Source organism: Streptomyces sp. CB02366, from assembly GCF_001905905.1.
Classification (GTDB): Bacteria; Actinomycetota; Actinomycetes; order Streptomycetales; family Streptomycetaceae; genus Streptomyces.
In genome coordinates, this window is sequence record NZ_LIVT01000009.1 from 130,481 (window position 1) to 147,262 (window position 16,782).

General features: G+C 71.7%; 18 protein-coding genes. 6 read left to right on the forward strand and 12 right to left on the reverse strand.

Translation table 11 applies throughout. The features are described from left to right. Positions 1-43: 43 nt before the first annotated feature. Entirely contained in the window at positions 44-442 is a 399-nt protein-coding gene (locus AMK24_RS23860; RefSeq protein WP_073770896.1) for a MerR family transcriptional regulator, read from the reverse strand. A gap of 156 nt (positions 443-598) precedes the next feature. Here AMK24_RS23860 and AMK24_RS23865 point away from each other — a divergent pair, with 156 nt between their 5' ends. Beyond that, a complete protein-coding gene (locus tag AMK24_RS23865; RefSeq protein WP_073770897.1) occupies positions 599-1,672 on the forward strand; it encodes an alkene reductase in 1,074 nt (357 codons plus the stop codon). 22 nt (positions 1,673-1,694) lie between these two features. Here AMK24_RS23865 and AMK24_RS23870 read toward each other — a convergent pair whose 3' ends face one another. The 3 genes from AMK24_RS23870 to AMK24_RS23880 all read right to left on the reverse strand — a co-directional run bounded on the left by AMK24_RS23870 (position 1,695) and on the right by AMK24_RS23880 (position 4,211). Further along, positions 1,695-2,078, reverse strand: a complete 384-nt coding sequence (locus tag AMK24_RS23870) for a MarR family winged helix-turn-helix transcriptional regulator (RefSeq protein WP_242435234.1) — start codon at positions 2,076-2,078, stop codon at positions 1,695-1,697. 331 nt (positions 2,079-2,409) lie between these two features. Next, positions 2,410-3,087, reverse strand: a complete 678-nt coding sequence (locus tag AMK24_RS23875) for a response regulator (RefSeq protein ID WP_073770898.1) — start codon at positions 3,085-3,087, stop codon at positions 2,410-2,412. After that, positions 3,084-4,211, reverse strand: coding sequence for a sensor histidine kinase (locus AMK24_RS23880; protein WP_073770899.1), 1,128 nt, complete (start codon positions 4,209-4,211; stop codon positions 3,084-3,086). Before AMK24_RS23880 ends, AMK24_RS23875 begins: the two co-directional genes overlap by 4 nt. A gap of 195 nt (positions 4,212-4,406) precedes the next feature. Between AMK24_RS23880 and AMK24_RS23885 the strand changes: the two genes are divergently transcribed. After that, on the forward strand, positions 4,407-4,829 hold the full coding sequence (locus AMK24_RS23885; RefSeq protein ID WP_073770900.1) for a DUF6223 family protein: 423 nt from the start codon (positions 4,407-4,409) through the stop codon (positions 4,827-4,829). Between the two features lie 285 nt (positions 4,830-5,114). Here AMK24_RS23885 and AMK24_RS23890 read toward each other — a convergent pair whose 3' ends face one another. Then, entirely contained in the window at positions 5,115-6,221 is a 1,107-nt protein-coding gene (locus tag AMK24_RS23890; protein ID WP_073770901.1) for a hypothetical protein, read from the reverse strand. A 440-nt stretch (positions 6,222-6,661) separates the two neighbouring features. Here AMK24_RS23890 and AMK24_RS23895 point away from each other — a divergent pair, with 440 nt between their 5' ends. Further along, positions 6,662-7,192: an EF-hand domain-containing protein gene (locus AMK24_RS23895; RefSeq protein WP_073770902.1), complete on the forward strand. Its 531-nt coding sequence runs from the start codon at positions 6,662-6,664 to the stop codon at positions 7,190-7,192. Positions 7,193-7,448: 256 nt separating this feature from the next. Here AMK24_RS23895 and AMK24_RS23900 read toward each other — a convergent pair whose 3' ends face one another. From AMK24_RS23900 to AMK24_RS23915, 4 genes are all read right to left on the reverse strand, one after another. Continuing rightward, positions 7,449-8,354 (reverse strand): class I SAM-dependent methyltransferase, encoded by a 906-nt coding sequence (locus tag AMK24_RS23900; RefSeq protein WP_073770903.1) that lies wholly within the window; start codon positions 8,352-8,354, stop codon positions 7,449-7,451. A gap of 80 nt (positions 8,355-8,434) precedes the next feature. Then, a complete protein-coding gene (locus tag AMK24_RS23905; RefSeq protein ID WP_073770904.1) occupies positions 8,435-9,541 on the reverse strand; it encodes an NAD(P)-dependent alcohol dehydrogenase in 1,107 nt (368 codons plus the stop codon). A gap of 2 nt (positions 9,542-9,543) precedes the next feature. Beyond that, entirely contained in the window at positions 9,544-10,947 is a 1,404-nt protein-coding gene (locus AMK24_RS23910) for an aldehyde dehydrogenase family protein (RefSeq protein WP_073770905.1), read from the reverse strand. Between the two features lie 8 nt (positions 10,948-10,955). Continuing rightward, positions 10,956-11,711, reverse strand: a complete 756-nt coding sequence (locus AMK24_RS23915) for a (5-formylfuran-3-yl)methyl phosphate synthase (protein ID WP_073770999.1) — start codon at positions 11,709-11,711, stop codon at positions 10,956-10,958. 366 nt (positions 11,712-12,077) lie between these two features. On the opposite strand from AMK24_RS23915, the gene AMK24_RS23920 reads away from it, so the two are divergent. The 3 genes from AMK24_RS23920 to AMK24_RS23930 are packed head-to-tail and all read left to right on the forward strand — an operon-like array spanning position 12,078 to position 14,511. Next, the gene (locus AMK24_RS23920) at positions 12,078-12,878 is read left to right on the forward strand and encodes an alpha/beta fold hydrolase (protein ID WP_073770906.1); all 801 of its coding nucleotides are present in this window, start codon (positions 12,078-12,080) and stop codon (positions 12,876-12,878) included. Positions 12,879-12,880: 2 nt separating this feature from the next. Beyond that, on the forward strand, positions 12,881-14,161 hold the full coding sequence (locus AMK24_RS23925) for a PP2C family protein-serine/threonine phosphatase (RefSeq protein WP_073770907.1): 1,281 nt from the start codon (positions 12,881-12,883) through the stop codon (positions 14,159-14,161). After that, entirely contained in the window at positions 14,158-14,511 is a 354-nt protein-coding gene (locus AMK24_RS23930) for an STAS domain-containing protein (protein ID WP_073770908.1), read from the forward strand. The genes AMK24_RS23925 and AMK24_RS23930 overlap by 4 nt, the downstream gene beginning before the upstream one ends. A gap of 230 nt (positions 14,512-14,741) precedes the next feature. Here the strand turns inward: AMK24_RS23930 and AMK24_RS23935 are convergent, their stop codons facing one another. The 3 genes from AMK24_RS23935 to AMK24_RS23945 form a co-directional block, all read right to left on the reverse strand. Beyond that, positions 14,742-15,032, reverse strand: coding sequence for a hypothetical protein (locus AMK24_RS23935; RefSeq protein WP_073770909.1), 291 nt, complete (start codon positions 15,030-15,032; stop codon positions 14,742-14,744). 116 nt (positions 15,033-15,148) lie between these two features. Further along, on the reverse strand, positions 15,149-15,658 hold the full coding sequence (locus AMK24_RS23940) for a mycothiol transferase (RefSeq protein WP_073770910.1): 510 nt from the start codon (positions 15,656-15,658) through the stop codon (positions 15,149-15,151). An 80-nt stretch (positions 15,659-15,738) separates the two neighbouring features. Then, the gene (locus tag AMK24_RS23945; RefSeq protein ID WP_073770911.1) at positions 15,739-16,770 is read right to left on the reverse strand and encodes an alpha/beta fold hydrolase; all 1,032 of its coding nucleotides are present in this window, start codon (positions 16,768-16,770) and stop codon (positions 15,739-15,741) included. Between the last annotated feature and the right edge of the window lie 12 nt (positions 16,771-16,782).

The window sequence follows — 16,782 nt, forward strand, 5'->3', positions numbered from 1 at the left end:
AGCACCGGTCGGCTGCCGGACAAGGACCTCTGCCGCACCGATGTCACCGGGAAGCAGCGGCCGCGGTGCGATCGGCTCCGGGCAGCAGGGACGCGCGGTGGGCCCGCGCCACGGCGGCCATGTCGTCGAGGGTGGACCGGGCTCGCAGGAGTTCTTCGATCTGTGCGGTGATCCGCTCGCGCTCGTGGGCCAGCCGTTCGAGCGCGGCGTCGGAGTTGTGCACGCTCGGCGAGTCGGCGCAGGGCATGAGTCCGGCGATGGTGCGGCTGGAGAGGTTCGCCGCGTACAGCCCCTGGATGAAGTGGACGCGGTCCACGTCGTGCTCGGTGTAACGGCGCTGCCCGCCCGGTGTGCGGGTACTGGTGAGCAGTCCCTGCTGCTCGTAATAGCGCAATGACCGCACGCTCACCCCGGCGAGGTCCGCCAACTCCCCGATCCGCATGGACGACTCCGTTCCCCCGCCGCACCACCACACCCCCTGTGACACGCCTCACGGGAGCCTGCGGCGCTTTTCGCTTGAATCTGACATCGGTGTCAGGTCCTAGCGTACGTGTGCGCCCCGGCAATCGGAGCACCCATGCACCTGAGGAGAACCCCCATGCCGTCCCTGTTCAGCGGCTATCGTCTCGGCGGCCTCTCGCTGCCCAACCGGACCGTCATGGCCCCCATGAGCCGTGTCCGGGCCGCCGTCGGCGGTCTGGCGACCCCCTCGATGGCCACCTACTACGCGCAGCGCGCCACGGCCGGCCTGATCGTCACCGAGGGCCTCCATCCCAGCCTCGTCGGCCAGTCCAATCCGGGGACGCCCGGTCTGCACACCGACGAACAGAGGGACTCCTGGCGGCAGGTGACCGAGGCCGTCCACGTCAACGGCGGACGCGTCTTCGCCCAGATCATGCACGGCGGCCGGGTCTCGCATCCGGAGACCACGGGGCTCCAGCCGGTCGGCCCCTCGGCCGTGGCCGGCGCGGGCAGCGTCTTCACACCGAGCGGCCCCCGGCCGATGCCCGTACCGCGCGCCCTGCCGACGGACGAGGTCGCCGATCACGTCCGCTCCTATGCGCACGCCGCCCGCCGGGCCGTCGGCGCGGGCTTCGACGGCGTCGAACTGCACGGCGCCAACGGCTACCTGATCTCCCAGTTCCTCTCCTCCAACGCCAACCTGCGCGACGACCGCTACGGCGGCTCGATCGCCAACCGCATACGCTTCGCCGTCGAGGCGGCCGCGGCCACCGTCGAGGCCGTGGGCGCCACCCGCACCGGCATCCGCCTGTCGCCCGGAGGCGGCATCTGGGACGCGTTCGAGGACGACGCCGTCGAGCTGAACACCGCCCTGCTGACCGAACTGGCCCGCCTCGACCTCGCCTACGTGCACCTGGAGGGCACCGCCGACGAGGGCGCCCTCCTCCGGCTCAGGCACGCCTGGCCCGGCACCCTGATCGTCAGCCCCACCATGCCCGGCGGAGCCGAGCAGACCGGCAAGTCCGAAGCCGACCACTGGCTGGGACTCGGCGCCGACCTGATCGCCTTCGGCCGCGCCTTCCTCGCCAACCCCGACCTCGTCGAACGCCTGCGCACCGGCCTGCCCCTCGCGCCCGTCGACGAGAACACCTTCTACCAGGGCGGCGACGACGGGTACATCACCTACCCGCCGTACCAGCACACCGCCTGAGATGACCGGCGAGTGGAACTGATCACCGCCGGACCGATCCGGCCCGAGGGGCCCGCGACTCACCGCACACCGTAGACGCGGGCTCACCCCGGGAGGAGACCGGCCCGGGGGTGGGCCCGCTGTCCGCGACGGCCCTGGTCGTCCGGGTGCAGGGCGACGTGCAGCGTCCGGACCAGTCCGTCGCGGTCATGAGGTTCGAGCCGTTCCCCCGCGGGGGCCAGTGCACGGTGGACCTCGCCGTACACCTGCTCCGCCGGCTCCAGACCGGCGGGGTGAGGAACACATCGACGACCCGGCGGTCCTGCGGGTTCTTGTCCCTGGCCACCAGTCCACGGCGTTCGGCACGGTCGACGAGGCCGGACAGGGTCGACTTGTCGAGGCCCAGGAACGCCGCCAGCTCGGTCATGCGCGGGCGCCGGTCGCGGAGTACGCCCAGAAGCCGGAGCTGGGTGAGAGATGAGGTCGCGCTCGGCTCCGACGCGGGAGAGCACGCCCACCACCTGAAAGGTGCTGCGGACCAGGGCGTCCACGAGGGCATCGGAAGTCGTGGGGCCACGTTACGCGCTCTGCCCGCGGCACGGGCCCCCGGCCGGGCCTGGGGGCCCGCCCGCCGGTTCACCGCGCTCGTCCGGAATGCACCGGGGTTCCCGCGGCGGGGTGTTCGGGATCGGTCGGGCAGGCTCCCGAGGTGGCTCACCGGCCTCCTCGAAGGCAGGGTCGAGCACAGATCGTGAAGCCTACGAGGGCGTTCGGCAGGAACCGCGTGGGGCTACCAGGCCGGATTCGTAGGCGAGGATGACGAGCTGGGCGCGGTCACGGGCGTGGAGCTTGGCCATGGCCCGGTTGATATGGGTTTTCGCGGTCGTCGGGCTGATCACCATGCGGTCCGCGATCTGGTCGTTGGACAGGCCGTGCGCGACCAGGGCGACGGCTTCGCGTTCGCGGTTGGTGAGCCCTTCCAGCCCGATGCCGATGCCGGTGCCCCGCGGCTGGGTGACGTACGTGGTGATGAGCTTGCGGGTGATCGAGGGTGAGAGGAGGGCGTCGCCGCGTGCGGCGACGCGGACGGCGTACAGGAAGTCTTCCGGCAGGATGTCCTTGACGAGGAATCCGGCAGCGCCGGCGCACAGCGCGGCGAAGACGTATTCGTCCAGGCCGTAGTTGGTCAGGATGACCACGTGCAGGGCGGCCAGGTTCGGGGCTGCGGCGATGCGCCGGGTCGTCTCGATGCCGTCGAGGACCGGCATCTGGATGTCGACAAGAGCGACGTCGGGCAGATGTTCCCTGGCCAGCGCCAGGCCCTCCTGCCCGTCGGCGGCCTCGGCCACCACCTCGATGTCGTCTTCGAGGTCGAGAAGCGCGCGGAATCCGCTGCGGATGAGTGGCTGGTCGTCGACCAGCAGGACACGGATCATGCCGTCTGGTCCACGGGAAGCTCGGCCTGAACGGTGAAGCCGCCCCCGCGCCGCGGTTCGGCGCGCAGCCGGCCGCCGAGGGCGGTGACTCGTTCGCCCATGCCGAGCAGTCCGACGCCGGGCGTCGGGGCGGTTTCCGGCGTGGCCTTGCCGTCGTCGTCGATGCGGATCACCAGAGCGTCCGGACGGCAGTCGATCCGGACGGACGCCGTGGCGGCGTCCGCGTGACGGGCGATGTTGGTGAGCGACTCCTGAATGATCCGGTAAGCGGTCCGTCCCACGGCGGCCGGGACATCGTGCCGCTGCCCTTCGACCGTCAGCGTCGCCTCCAGGCCCAGGGCGCGGGCCCGTTCCACCAATACCGTCACGTGGCCGAGGCCGTGCGGCGGGGTCGTATCGTCGTCGCGCAGCGCCTGAAGGGTCGCCCTCAGCTCCCGGGTCGCCTCGCGTCCGGCCTCCTGGATGGCGAGCAGGGCCTGCGGCACCTGCTCGCCACGCCTGCGGGCCACGTGGACGGCGGCTTCGGCCTGTATTTTGATGACCGAGATCTGGTGGGTGAGCGAATCGTGCAGCTCCCGCGCGATGCGCAGACGCTCCTCGTCGGCGCGGCGTCGCGCAGCCTCCTCCCGGGTGCGCTCGGCCTCGTCCGCCCGCCGCTCGGCTTGCCGCAGCGCCTCGCCCGCCGCGCCGGCTGCGACCAGCCAGGCGATCTCCAAGGCGCCCCGGGCCTGCGCGAACGCGTCGCCCGTGTCGTGCAGGCCCGAAGCCAGGGCCGCCAAGGGGAGCGTGGCCAGCACGGCTACGCTCGCCACGGCGGTGACAGTGCGGTGTCCCTCCCGTACGGCCGCGTACACCGCGAACAGGAACCCCACGGCCGGCACATCGAAACCGGTCGCCTGGTACCCCACCGCGCACAGCCCGGTGACGGCCAGGACAAGAACGGGAGTCCGACGGCGCCGGACGAGTGCCAGGCCGCCGGCCGCCAGCAACGTGCAGCCGAGCAGGGCAAGGCCCGTGCCGGAGGGGCGCTCCGACAAGCCGGTGAGGAGCAGCGTCGCCGCCACGCCGACGGCGATCGCCCAGTCCCTCACGCCGGCCGGGACGCCGGACCATCCTGTACCCATGTGCGCACCCTAGCCAGAGGCGCCCGTGGGCGAATCCAGCCCCGGGACGAGTGATCGACTACCACGTACGCAGTACACGCTCGGCGCCTGCCGCGTCCGCGGCAGCGCGAAGTGTCTGCGTACGCCGGACGACCGGAGACGGGCGGGGCGGACATGCTCGGGTGATCCAGTTCCCGTGAGAAGAAGGAGCACCTCATGTCGGTCCGTACTGTGCTTGCCGTGGCCGGAGCCACCTTGATCGGCGGCCTCGCGCTCGCCGGACCGGCGGCCGCGGATCCCTCGGTCCAGCCGGTCGCCGCGAGCGTCTACACCGTGAGCGTCGGCCGGGTCGGGGCCTCCTTGGCCGCACTGGTCGGCCTCCTCGGCGCAATCAACGGCGGCCTGGCCCTGGCCCGCCCCGCCCGTCAGGGCCACATCACCACCTGGGTCCGGCGGAACGGGGCCGCCACGGCCCTCATGACAGGTCTGATCGCCGTGGTCGTCGGCGGCTCGGTCGCGGCCACCGCCGACGGCGGTCTCGGTACCGGCAACGGGCTGGGCGGCGCCTACGTCGCCCTGCTGGTGGGCCTGATCGCCATCGCCCTCGGTTGGCTGGCCCGCTCCCGCCGAACCGAATGACAAGCTGATCAGCTCATGGGTTGACCGCAGCGTGCATGTACGCACGTCTGGGTCCGCCCGAAGACGGCCAACTGCCGCCGACTGTCGGTGCTGTCGCAACTCGTGAACTTTCCGACTCACTGACGGACACCGGCCGCCTCCCGAACCGGTGCATCGGTGCTACCCGTTCTCGTGTGCTACGAGCCCCGTCCCGCCCGCGATCACACGAGCAACCCGTCCCCGGCGCCCTGATTTCATCCATCAGGACTGTTCAGCGCCGATCCGCCGGGAATGGCGGGACAGCCCTTAGAAGAGGCCAGCCGAGGTGCTCCGCGTGAGGTTTTCGAGGATGGTGCTCAGCCACGGGCTGCGCACGGCCGGCAGCCGGACCAAGGTGTGGTGGAAGATTTTCCGGTCAACCCGGAACAAGCGGTTGGGGAGCAGCGGGAGCGGGTCGTCGCGGAGGACGTCCCGGGCCATGCGGCCCGAGGCGGGAACCGGCAAGTCCGGTTCGGGAGAGACCAGCCACAGCCACACCCCCCGCGGCAGGGGCACCAGGTATACCCCTGCGTCCAGGTCAGCGGGGCACCAGGTCCGGCCCGTCCGGGGATGGACGGGGACGAGGAGGATGTCGACGCCCGCGTCCGGGGAGGGCCGTCCCGGTCCGGCCAGGACGGCGCGCCGCTTCAGGGCGCCTGCCGGCAGCAAGGCGTCGAGCGCGCGTTGGAACACGTCCGCGGCCAGGCCGTCCGGGACCTTCACCGGCTGCCCCTGAGAGGCGACCAACAGGTGGGCGAGCGCATGGCCGGCTGCTGCCTCCCACTGCGGACTCCATGACCAGTGGTGATGGGTCCCCAGCCGTCCTCCCCACGTGGCGATCGGCTCGAACGGGGGCGTTTTCTCCCCCTGCTCCGTCAGCTCCGCCCAGGAGAGGGGCGCAGGAGGGATACCGTCGACGGGGAGGCGGTGCACGACGTCGGAGCCGAGGCGCACCATCTGCCAGAGCGAGCAGTCGTCGACTCTGGCCCCCACGGGGAGGTCGCATGCCTCACAGGCGATGTTGGGCCCATCGGCCCCGTCGAGGCCACAACAGGCATCGCCACGCTTCTCAGGAATCAGCCGGGTTCCACGGATATCACCGGGCGCGATGACACTCGCCCCGGGCGTGCCGCCGGACAGGGCGTGGACCGGTGCGTAGACGCCGCGCGCCTCGGCCTCGCCCGGATCGGTCTCCGCCCACATCCGCCACGGCCCGCCCCAGGGGTCCGGGTCCACGGCAAACGTCCCCGGCTCCATGAGCACCGGAAGCTGGGCGCCGTTCCCGTACTGCTGACGTGCGTGGACCGGGAGGGCGACCTGGGACAGCGGGACGGTCAAGTCGGCGCCGCACCCCGCACACACGAAAACGAACAAATTTCCTCCGGCTAAGGGCTGTCCCGCGATTCCCGGTGGATCGGCGCGCGGCGTCGGATGCGGTGCATCGCAAGGCGGAGGGGCATCCGCATACCGGATGTACGGGGATGTTCCGACAACGCGGCGAGGTGCCGTAGCCGTCGTCGCGCGCCCGCCGGGAATTGCGGGGCAGTCCTGAGGGAACAGGCGCATCTTCGCAGCTCGTCTGCGGCCGGCCAACAGGTTTCCTCATCCGCTGCGGGAACGGCGCCCGATACCGGGCCTTTCCCCGCCTGGCCGTCGACTCCGCGGGCTGATCGCCCGAACTGATCAACGACGGACTCACTCCTTCCGGTAACGGAGACCGTCTCACCGTCACACCTGTCCCGCGACAGGGTTACGTAGGAGCACTCATTGAGCCCGGCCCGGGATCACCGGGCCACAGAAGACAGGTGGCAGACATGCGAACCGAGGCCGCCAAGCGAGTCGAACTGGTCTTCACCCTCTTCGACGCCAACGACAACGGAGTCATCGACTCCCACGACTTCGACCTCATGACGGACCGCGTTCTGGGGGCGGCGGCCGCATCGGACGACGACGCCAAGGCCGCTATCCGGGCCGCGTTCCGCCGCTACTGGACGGTGCTGGCCACGGAACTGGACGCCGACGGCGACGGTGTGATCACCATCGAGGAGTTCCGTCCGTTCGTGCTGGATCCCCAGCGCTTCGGCCCCACCATCGCCGAGTTCGCCCAGGCGCTCGCCGCACTCGGCGACCCCGACGAGGACGGTCTGATCGAGCGTCCGCTCTTCGCATCGCTGATGACGGCGATCGGCTTCGAGAAGGCGAACATCCACGCGCTCTTCGACGCCTTCGGTCCGGACGCCGAGGACCGCATCACTGTGGCTACATGGGCCGCCGGCATCGAGGACTACTACGCTCCGGACATGGCCGGGATCCCGGGCGACGAGCTGGTGGCTGCCCGGGTCTGAGACCGCTCGTGAGCGGCTGTCCCGGGGCGCCGTCGCTCGTGATCATGGAACCCGCCCGCCGTCCCGGACGCGGGCGGCGGCCTCTACGACGCGCCCCCGCTCGTGCCTCGGCCCGGGTGCGTCCCGCCGGGCGGGGCCTGCCGCGGGGCCCCGCCCTCACCCCCTGCGCTCACGTGGTCGTTCCTGATCCCGGGGAGCCCCGGCCGGGTACGGGATGCCCGGCCTTGTCCGGACCTCGTCGCGAGCGGTTCGTACGTCATGGCCGGGGCTTGTGCGCGAACACCCACCGGTTTCCCTCAAGCGCGTCGTTCGCCTGCGGGACGGGGCCTCGTCCGTGGCGGTGAGTGAAGTCGAAGGGCGTATGCATCGAGGTGGACCAGCCCTTGGCCGACAGGGCGCCCGCGGAGTCGGGTCGTGGTCCCGTCTCGAAGAGGTGGAGCAGATCGATGCCGATCTGCTCTCGCGTCGCCGTGTAGATCGGGCTGTCGCGGTACGCCAGCAGGTCCGTCTCCAGCTTGGCTTCGAAGGCCAGGGCGCTGCCGCCGGTGGTCAGTCTGTCCACCGTGTCGATGAGGTACGTCTCGACGGGGCCCGGCAGGTAGAAGAGCAGTCCCTCGGCCAGCCAGACGCTCGCCACGGCCGGGTCGAAACCGGCGGCGGTCAGCGCTGTGCCCCAGTCCTCGCGCAGGTCGACCGGTACGGGGACGCGCTTCACCTTCGGGGCGGCTGACAGGCCGGTGAGCACCTGCTGCTTGAAGGCCAGCACGCCAGCCCGGTCGATCTCGAAGACCACCAGGTCGGACGGCCAGTCCAGCCGGAAGGCGCGTGTGTCCAACCCGGCTCCCAGCAGGACCACTTGGCGGGCGTGCGTCCGAGCCGACTGGAGGAGGAAGTCGTCGAGAACCCTGGTACGCAGGCCGAAGTAGCGGGCGAACCGCCCCCACAGCGGGTTGTCGTCCCCGTCCGGGACCTGCTCCATGCGTACCGGCCAGTCGTCGCATGCCGGGGCGGCGCGTACGAAGTGTTCCGCGTAGACGTCCTGGGCCAGGCTGTCGTGGCGGTGCGTCTCGATCGCCCGTGCCGCGGCGACCAGGAGGGCGGTCAGGCCCACACCTCCGTCCACGCCGTCCAGGTCTGTCTGCTGCGGCGCCGGGCCGGTCATGTGTCCTCCGTTGGCGAGAGTGGGGAGTGCGGGGTGTCTGCTCGTCGGACGGGACGCGTCCGAGGTGGGGGATGCCGCGCTCATCGGCTTGTTCGCTCGGGGAGCAGGACGGGTTTGACCACGCGGCCCGCGTCGCAGTCGCGTTCGGCCTCGTTGATGTCGGCCAGCGGGTAGGTACGAATCAGTTGGTCGAAGGGGAAGCGGCCGGCCTGCCACAGCCCGGTCAGCCGGGGGATCAGCAACCCGGGGACGGCGTCCCCTTCGCAGATGTGGCGGATGCCGCGGCCTCGGTCGAGCGTGCCCGGTTCGAGCGACAGCGCGGTGTGGAGGCGCGCCACCAGGCCGAGGCTGCCCGTGGGGCGCAGTGCCTGGAGCGCGTTGTTGATGAGCGGGACCGAGGCCGTGGTGTCCAGGGCGTACTGCGCGCCGCCGTCGGTCAGCCGCCGGATCCGTTCGGGCAGGGCGGCCGTTGCGGCGGGCAGGGGGATCGCGCCGAAACGTTCGGCCAGGGCGAGCCGCCGGGGGTGCCGGTCGACGGCCACGGTCAGTACGCCGGCGGCGGTGGCCGCCATCACCGCGGCCAGGCCCACGGCTCCGGCGCCGAGGACCGTCAGGGTGTCGCCGGGGCCCGCGCCAAAGGTGTTCAGTACGGCTCCGGCGCCGGTGAGGAAGCCGCAGCCGAGGGGCCCGAGCAGTTCGAGCGGCAGTGCGGGGTCGACCCGGACGGCGTTGCGGGCCGGGACGAGCGCGTACTCGGCGAACGAGGACTGGCCGAACCAACGGGGGGCCAGAGCCTTCCCGGTCGCATCGGTGAGCCGCGGCGGTACCTCCTCGCGTCCTCCGAAGAGGTTGAGGGAGGCGAAGGAGTCGCAGTAGGCGGGGGCCGCGCCGCGGCAGTTCCGGCAGTGTCCGCAGGAATCGAAGCTCAACACGACGTGGTCACCCACGTTGACGGCGGTGTCAGGGCCGCTGCCCGTCCGGACCACGACCCCGGCGCCCTCGTGGCCGAGGACGGCCGGCAGCGGGCTGCGGCCGGCGGATCGCCGGACCGCGAGATCGGTCCGGCACATCCCCGCGCCCGCGATCTCGACCAGGATCTCGCCGGCGGCGGGTTCCGTCCGCAGGGTCACCTCCTCGACGGTGAACGGGTCCTCGTACGAGCGCAGTACGGCCGCCTGGAACCTCATCGTCACGCCTCCTTGGGACGGTGGACGACGAACGGCCGGAGGTTGCCGTAGAGCCCCCACGGTCCGCCCGCGACGCCGACGCCGCTGTCCTTGACGCCTGCGAAGGGCTGGGCGAGGGACAGTTCGGCATGGTGGTTGATCCAGGCCGTGCCGCATTCGAGCCGGTCGGCCACCGCCTCGGCCCGGTCGAGATCGGTGCCCCATACGGAGCCGCCCAGTCCGAAGCCGGTGCCGTTGGCCGCGTCCACGGCTTCGTCGAGGCTCCGGTAGGGCAGCACCGGCAGCACCGGTCCGAACTGTTCCTCGGTCACCACCGGACTGCCGGACGGGACGTCGGTGAGGATGGTGGGGGCGAAGAAGTATCCCGGGCCGTTCAGTCGGCGGCCGCCGGACGCCGCCCGGGCGCCGCCTGCCAGGGCCTGTTTCGTGAGCTGTTCGACCCGGGCCAGCTGCGGGGCGTTGTTGACCGGTCCCAGCCGGGTTTCGGGGTCGAGGCCGGGCCCGACGGCGGCGGCCTTCGCGCGCTGGGCGAGAGCTTCGACGACCTGGGCGTGGAGCCGGGCGGGGACGTAGACGCGTTTGACCGCCATGCAGACCTGCCCGCAGTTCCGGAACGCCGACCAGAACAGCCGGTCCGCGATCCGGTCCACGTCGACGTCGTCCAGCAGGACGGCGGCGTCGTTGCCGCCCAGCTCCAGGGTGACCCGGGCGAGCGAGGCCGCCGCCGCCGCGTTGACGGCCCGGCCGGTGGGCGCCGAACCGGTGAAGGTGACGTGGCGGATGCCCGGGTGGGACGCGAGGCGGGCGCCGAGGGGCTCGCGGCCGGTGACTACGGTCAGTACGTTCTCGGGCAGGGCGGTGGCGAGGACGGAGCCGAGCAGCCGGGTGGCGAGCGGAGTGAGCGGCGACGGTTTGAGGACCACGGTGTTGCCCGCCGCGAGCGCGGGTGCGAATTTCGCCGCCGCGAGCTGGAGGGGGAAGTTCCACGGCACGATCGCGGCGACGGGTCCGATGGGGCGCCAGCGGATCTCGCTGTGCACAGGCCGGCCGTCGTCGATCCGGCGGGTCCGGGGGGCCAGGTCGGCGAAGTAGCGCAGGCGGGCCGCGGTACGGGCGACCTCCGCGTACGACTCGGCCAGGGGCTTGCCCTGTTCCCGGGTGAGCAACCGGGCGAGGCCGTCGCCGGCCGTTTCGACGGCGTCGGCCGCGCCGTGCAACGCCGCGGTGCGGGCCGCGGGGTCGGCGCGCCAGCCGTACCAGGCTGACTCGGCGCGGGCGACCACGCCGTCCAACTCGCCTGGCTGCTGGTCGGGGGCCTCACCGAAGGTCTCCCCGGTGGCCGGGTCGACGACGGGGAAATGTACGGTCCGGCCCCCGGGGAGGCTGCCGGCCTCAGGCGTCGGCATACGGGCGGTCAGTTCACGGCGGGGACGCCGGCAACGTGCTCCCGAGCCTGCCGGTCCATCTCCGCCCGGAAGGCGGCCACCAGATGTGGCTGAATCCGTCCGGTGTTGCGGTCACCGCCCTCGCAGACCGCTCCCCGCACCCCCACGATATCCGTGCCCATGCGGTTCAGCGGACCCAGGTCGGCTTGCGTGACGCTGCCCGCGAGGGCCGCGAGCACGCCGGAGGCGTGGGCCCGCCGGACGAACTCGGCGCAGACATCCGGGGGAACGTGGTCGAACAGCCGGCTTCCATCCTTGATGGCGGTGTCGAGCATGGCCGCGTCGGCGCCTGAGCGGGCGGCGATGTCGGGCACGGCGAGCGGATTGACGCAGCCGATGCGGTGGGCGTCGGCATAGCCGGAAGCGACGACGAGCGCGTCGGGCCGATGGTCCTTCACCGCCCGGACCACCGCGCGCATGACCTCGATGCCCTGTTCGGGCGTCGTGCATCCGTAGAGGCCGACCTTGATGTACGTGGCGCCGGAGACGACCGCGCCGAGCGCGGCCTGCGCCACCGTGCCGGGCTTGTACGGGACGTCGCCCACGGTGGCGGACACCGGCTTGTCCGCCGGTACCGCGGCGCGGATCTCCCTGATGACCCACGGGAAGTTGGCGCCGAGCGAGCCCTCGTCGGGCTTCTTCACGTCGACGATGTCGAGGTGCTCCGCGGCTTTCGCACAATCGCGGGCTTCTTCGACGCTGTCCGGGGAGATGAGAAGCAACACCACTGAACTCCTTCTGCCGCATGCCCACCTGGCCGAGGGACAGGGGTGCGGATCGCCTGGTTCATATGCGGTGCGCTCATCATTTCCCTCATCCGGGGCCACCGGTAGGGCGCGCGGGGTTGTCCGGGGCGCTGACCCTCACCTGCAGTGCGCCGTGCATAGCGGGATGAACCGGTCCCGCCGGCACCATGGCCGTGCGGGGTCGAGGGCCGGGGTGTACCACCACGTCCTCGCGTTCCCCGGCCTTGCCGCTCCGTGAGACGCCTCCCCGGCCCGTGGTCCCGGACCGACCGTGAGGAACCCGCGGGGGCGCCGGGAGCCGGGCTCCTGCCTGGGGGCGGGGTGGGGAATGGGAGACTGGCAGGTATGGACATCCGTCGCAGGAACAACGTCACCGTCACCGGTCGCATGGACGGGCCGGTACTTCTGCTGGCTCACGGGTTCGGCTGCGACCAGAACATGTGGCGCCTGGTGGTGCCCGCGTTGGCGGAGAAATACCGGGTGGTGCTCTTCGACTACGTGGGTTCGGGCCGGGCGGACCCTTCGGCCTGGGACGAGCGGCGTTACAGCTCGCTGGATGGATATGTCCAGGACGTGCTGGAGGTGGTCGAAGAACTGGACCTGCGGGACGCGACGTTCGTGGGGCACTCGGTCAGCGCGATGGTGGGGGCGCTCGCGACGGCGAAGGCCCCGCAGCGGCTGTCCCGGCTGGTAATGGTCGCTCCTTCGCCCTGCTACATCGACGACGAGGGCTACCGGGGCGGGTTCAGCGCCGAGGACATCGACGAGCTGCTGGAGTCGTTGGAATCGAACTATCTGGGTTGGTCGGCGGCGATGGCCCCGGTCATCATGGGCAACGACGACCGGCCGGAACTCGGCCGGGAACTGGCCGCCTCGTTCTGCGCGACCGACCCCGAGATGGCGCGGGTCTTCGCTCGCACGACGTTCCTGTCCGACAGCCGGGGGGACCTCAAGACGGTCACGGCGCCGACGCTGATCCTGGAGTGCCGACAGGACGTGATCGCCCCCCGTGAAGTCGGCGCCTACGTCCGTGATGCCATCCCCGCCAGCCGGCTGGTCACCCTGGAAGCGACCGGGCACTGTCCGCAGCTGAGCGCACCGCAGGCCACGGCCGCGGCGATCGTCGAGTTCGTGGGAACCGCCTGATGATGTGCGGCATCGGCCAGGTTCCGGATCCGGCCGAGGAAGAGGACGTCCATGCCACCGACGCGGTGTTCACCTCGTTGCTGGAGGACAGCGCCGAGGAGCTGTACGAGCAGGCTCCCTGTGGATATCTGTCGACGCTGATGGACGGCACCATCGCGAAGATCAACGCCACGCTGCTGGAGTGGCTGGGTATGGAACGGTCCCGGGTGGTGGGGCGGATGCGGTTCACCGACCTGCTGACCGTAGGCGGCAAGCTGTACCACGAGACGCACTTCGCCCCCTTGCTTCAGATGAAGGGCGAAGCCAGCGGTATCGCCCTGGACGTCAAGGGAGCCGCCGGACGGATGCCGGTGCTGGTCACCTCGAAGGTGAAGACCAGCGAGGACGGCGAGCCGCTGCTGATCCGTACCACCGTCTTCGACGCGCGCGACCGCCGCGCCTATGAGGCCGAACTGCTGCGTGGCCGCCGGGCGGCCGAGGAGGCGCGGCGGCAGGCCGAGGCCGACCGCGTCCGGCTTCAGGAGGCGCTCGCCGTTCTCCAGCAGAGCCTGCTGCCCTCCGAACTGCCCGCGGTTCCCGGTATGGAAGCAGCTTCCCACTACCACACGGCCTCCCCCGACCTGCTGGGCGGAGACTTCTACGACCTCTTCCCCCTGGACGCCGACCGGTGGGCATTCTTCCTCGGCGACGTCTGCGGAAAGGGCCCCCAGGCCGCCGCGGTCACCTCGCTGGCCCGCTACACCCTGCGCGCCGCCGCCCTCCACGACCCCGACCCCGTCAACGCCCTCACCACCCTGAACACGGTGTTGCACGACCGGTACTCCAGGGGCGAGGGGCGCTACTGCACCGTCATATTCGGCGTGCTCGAACCCGCCGACGGCCACGTCGAGGTTCACCTGGCCTCCGGAGGGCACCCCTCCGCCCTGATCCAGCGCGTCGACGGCAGTGCCGACTACCTCCCCACCCCCGGCGGCATGCTCGTCGGCGTGCTTCCCCAGGCCGCCTTCTCCGCCGCCCGCGCCCGGCTGTGCCCCGGCGATACTCTCCTGCTGTACACCGACGGCCTGACCGAGGCCCGCATCGGACCGGACCGCGTACTGTATGGCGACGAAGCCCTGCGCAGCTTCACCACCACCCAGCCTGCGCGCGGCCCGCAAGCACTGATCACGGCTCTGACAGGGCTGCTCGCCTCCTTCGGCGATGGACTCGACGACGACACCGCGCTGCTGGCCCTCGGCGTGCCCGCCCCGTTCACCGCGCCCAGGAGTGACGACCTGAAATGAGCCCACTCACGATCACTGCCCGAGACGCCGGCACCGGTCCCGTACTGGAGATCCTCGGCGACCTCGACTACGAGACCACGCCCGAACTGCGCGCCTCCCTGGACGGCCTCACGGTCGCGGCGGGGCAACTGCTGGTTCTCGACCTGGCCGGTCTGGGCTTCTGCGACTCCAGCGGGATCAGTGCCCTCATCTCAGCCAGAAACCTGGCTGTCGAGCGAGGCGGCAGCATCGCCTTGGCCGCAGTCCCCGCCAACACCCTCCGCATCCTGAGCATCGTCGGTCTGGACCAGGTCTTCACCATCCTTCCGGATGCCGCGACCGCCACCGGCCCGGATCTCATGACCGGCTGAGCCCCGGTCCACGGAGCGTGGTCGAACCGCCCCAGGGGGCGGCAGTCCGTCGAAGCGGGTGGCGATCACGCGGAACCGCTTCAGAGGGCCGAAGCAGCGCTCGGCCACGTTGCGGGCCTTGCAGAGGTCGCGGTCGAGGACCGGCGGCCTGCCGCCGGCCGACACGTGCCGCAGGCGGTCGGTCCTCTGGCCGGCCTGTGCCGACCTGGACCTGTTCAAGCGGACGGGCGCTATGCCGGTTCCGCTCCGACCGGCGGGACCGTCGCGCCCTCGCCGGAGCGGACGGCTTCGACCACGCTCTGGTGGAAGGAGCGGCTCTCCTCCTCGGAGGGGCACGGCACCGGGCTGCCGGTGAGGGTGAACCAGTCCGAGGAGCCGCTGTACTGCACGGCCACCGACGCCTGTCCGTCGGACCAGGTCGTATGGATCGTGAGGTCGCCGCTGAGGATGCCCGCCTCTTCGGTGCGCACTCCGCCGGTTCCCGCATAGACGCCGCTGGTCGTCCACGATGCCCAGTTCATGGCGGCCACCTCTCGGACGATGACGAGTCTGTCCAGCCCGCTGACTCCTTCCGAGTATGGCACCGCCGAACGGACTACGCACGGATGTGCGAGGGGCCGGGCCGCAGCCCCGCCCCTCAGGCGCGTTCCAGCATTCCGCGCACGTAGGCGGCCTGGCCGGCGTGCTGCAGGTCCTCGGCGACGACGCTGATCAGCCGGACGCCCAGCGTCACCGGGGGTGACCAGTTCTCGTCCACGACGCGGTCGAGCGCGTGGCCCTCGAGTCCCGCGACGAAGCCCAGGGTCCGCTCCTGCACGGCGTCGAAGTAGCCGAGGAGGAGGCCGGCGGATTCCACGCGGACGGCGGCGACCTCGTCAGCGCTCTGTCCGTAGCCGGTCGCCGTCGAATCGAACGGGAGTGCGAAGCGGTCGGCCCAGCCCTCGGTGAGCCAGATCTGCTCGGTTCCGGCGGCGTCGGCGATGTGGTCGTCCTGGACGCGCGTGAGGTGCCACACGAGCCAGGAGATCGAGTTCGCCTCCGGGTCGACGCGGGCGTCGAGGTCGTCGGGTGCGAGTCCTTCGACGGCGGCGTGGACCGCTTCCCCGATCCGGTCGAACGCTTCGGCCAGCATGGCTGCGGTGTTCATCCGCCCACCTTGGCCCCGCCGGCCCGCGGTGCCGGGTTGCGACACACCGCCGGGACGGCGGGAAGGCCGGAAGGCCGCCCTCACGCCCCGCGGCGCAGGCCGTGCAGCCAGTCGGTCAGCAGGCGGTTGACCTCGTCGGGGCGTTCCTGCTGGATCCAGTGGCCGCAGCCGTCGAGGACATGGGCGGCGGACAGGCCGGGGAGGGTCTTCGGGTAGGCGGCGATGGCCTCGGACATCCAGGCGGTGGAGGCGTCCAGGGCGCCGCCGATGAAGATCGAGGGCTGGGTGAGGGGCGCCCCGTCCCAGGCGGCGAGGTCCTCCCAGTCCCGGTCGACGTTGCGGTAGCGGTTGAGCGCGCCGCTCAGGCCGGTGCGCTCGAACTCCTCCGCGTAGACGTCGAGGTCCCGCTCGTCGAGCCAGCCCGGCAGCCTCCCGGCGGGGAACCGGTCGGCCATGCGCCCGCCCGGCGGCACGAAGAAGAGGCCGGGGTGGCCGTCGGAGGCGGGGGCGTCGCCGGAGAGGCCGGCGTAGAAGCCGGCGAGCCAGCCGCGTACGTCCGGTTCGATCTCGGCCTCGGCGCGGCCGGGGGTCTGGAAGTAGCTGACGTAGAACTCCTCCTCACCGCCGACGGCGGCGAAACCCTCGGTGGGGCGGGGGCCGCCCCGGGGCGTGTAGGGGACGCCGAGGAGGCCCACGGCGGTGAAGACGTCGGGGCGGAGCAGGGCGCTGTTCGCGGCGATGGGCGAGCCCCAGTCGTGTCCGACGACCGTGGCGGTCTCCTCGCCGAGCGCGCGGACGACGGCGGTGTTGTCGGCGACGTGGGCGAGCATGCGGTAGGCGTCGGCGGCGGCGGGGGCGGAGGAGCGCCCGTAGCCGCGTACGTCGATGGCGACGGCCCGGTGTCCGGCGGCGGCCAGGGCGGGGAGCTGGTGGCGCCAGGAGTACCAGGACTCGGGGAAGCCGTGGACGAGCAGGACCAGGGGGCCGTCGCCCTGCTCGACGCAGTGGATGCGGCCGCCGGGGACGTCGACCGTTCGGTGGGTCGCGCCGGGCAGGGCGGTGGAGGGCCGGCCGGCGCGGTCCGTGGACGGGGCGGGTACGGGCTCGGGCATCGTTCCTCCTGG

Bases quoted from the DNA above. Each gene is read 5' to 3' on its own strand.
- AMK24_RS23860 (WP_073770896.1), bottom strand. From the start codon at position 442: ATGCGGATCGGGGAGTTGGCGGACCTCGCCGGGGTGAGCGTGCGGTCA.
- AMK24_RS23865 (WP_073770897.1), top strand. From the start codon at position 599: ATGCCGTCCCTGTTCAGCGGCTATCGTCTCGGCGGCCTCTCGCTGCCC.
- AMK24_RS23870 (WP_242435234.1), bottom strand. From the start codon at position 2,078: ATGACCGAGCTGGCGGCGTTCCTGGGCCTCGACAAGTCGACCCTGTCC.
- AMK24_RS23875 (WP_073770898.1), bottom strand. From the start codon at position 3,087: ATGATCCGTGTCCTGCTGGTCGACGACCAGCCACTCATCCGCAGCGGA.
- AMK24_RS23880 (WP_073770899.1), bottom strand. From the start codon at position 4,211: ATGGGTACAGGATGGTCCGGCGTCCCGGCCGGCGTGAGGGACTGGGCG.
- AMK24_RS23885 (WP_073770900.1), top strand. From the start codon at position 4,407: ATGTCGGTCCGTACTGTGCTTGCCGTGGCCGGAGCCACCTTGATCGGC.
- AMK24_RS23895 (WP_073770902.1), top strand. From the start codon at position 6,662: ATGCGAACCGAGGCCGCCAAGCGAGTCGAACTGGTCTTCACCCTCTTC.
- AMK24_RS23900 (WP_073770903.1), bottom strand. From the start codon at position 8,354: ATGACCGGCCCGGCGCCGCAGCAGACAGACCTGGACGGCGTGGACGGA.
- AMK24_RS23905 (WP_073770904.1), bottom strand. From the start codon at position 9,541: ATGAGGTTCCAGGCGGCCGTACTGCGCTCGTACGAGGACCCGTTCACC.
- AMK24_RS23910 (WP_073770905.1), bottom strand. From the start codon at position 10,947: ATGCCGACGCCTGAGGCCGGCAGCCTCCCCGGGGGCCGGACCGTACAT.
- AMK24_RS23920 (WP_073770906.1), top strand. From the start codon at position 12,078: ATGGACATCCGTCGCAGGAACAACGTCACCGTCACCGGTCGCATGGAC.
- AMK24_RS23925 (WP_073770907.1), top strand. From the start codon at position 12,881: ATGTGCGGCATCGGCCAGGTTCCGGATCCGGCCGAGGAAGAGGACGTC.
- AMK24_RS23930 (WP_073770908.1), top strand. From the start codon at position 14,158: ATGAGCCCACTCACGATCACTGCCCGAGACGCCGGCACCGGTCCCGTA.
- AMK24_RS23935 (WP_073770909.1), bottom strand. From the start codon at position 15,032: ATGAACTGGGCATCGTGGACGACCAGCGGCGTCTATGCGGGAACCGGC.
- AMK24_RS23940 (WP_073770910.1), bottom strand. From the start codon at position 15,658: ATGAACACCGCAGCCATGCTGGCCGAAGCGTTCGACCGGATCGGGGAA.
- AMK24_RS23945 (WP_073770911.1), bottom strand. From the start codon at position 16,770: ATGCCCGAGCCCGTACCCGCCCCGTCCACGGACCGCGCCGGCCGGCCC.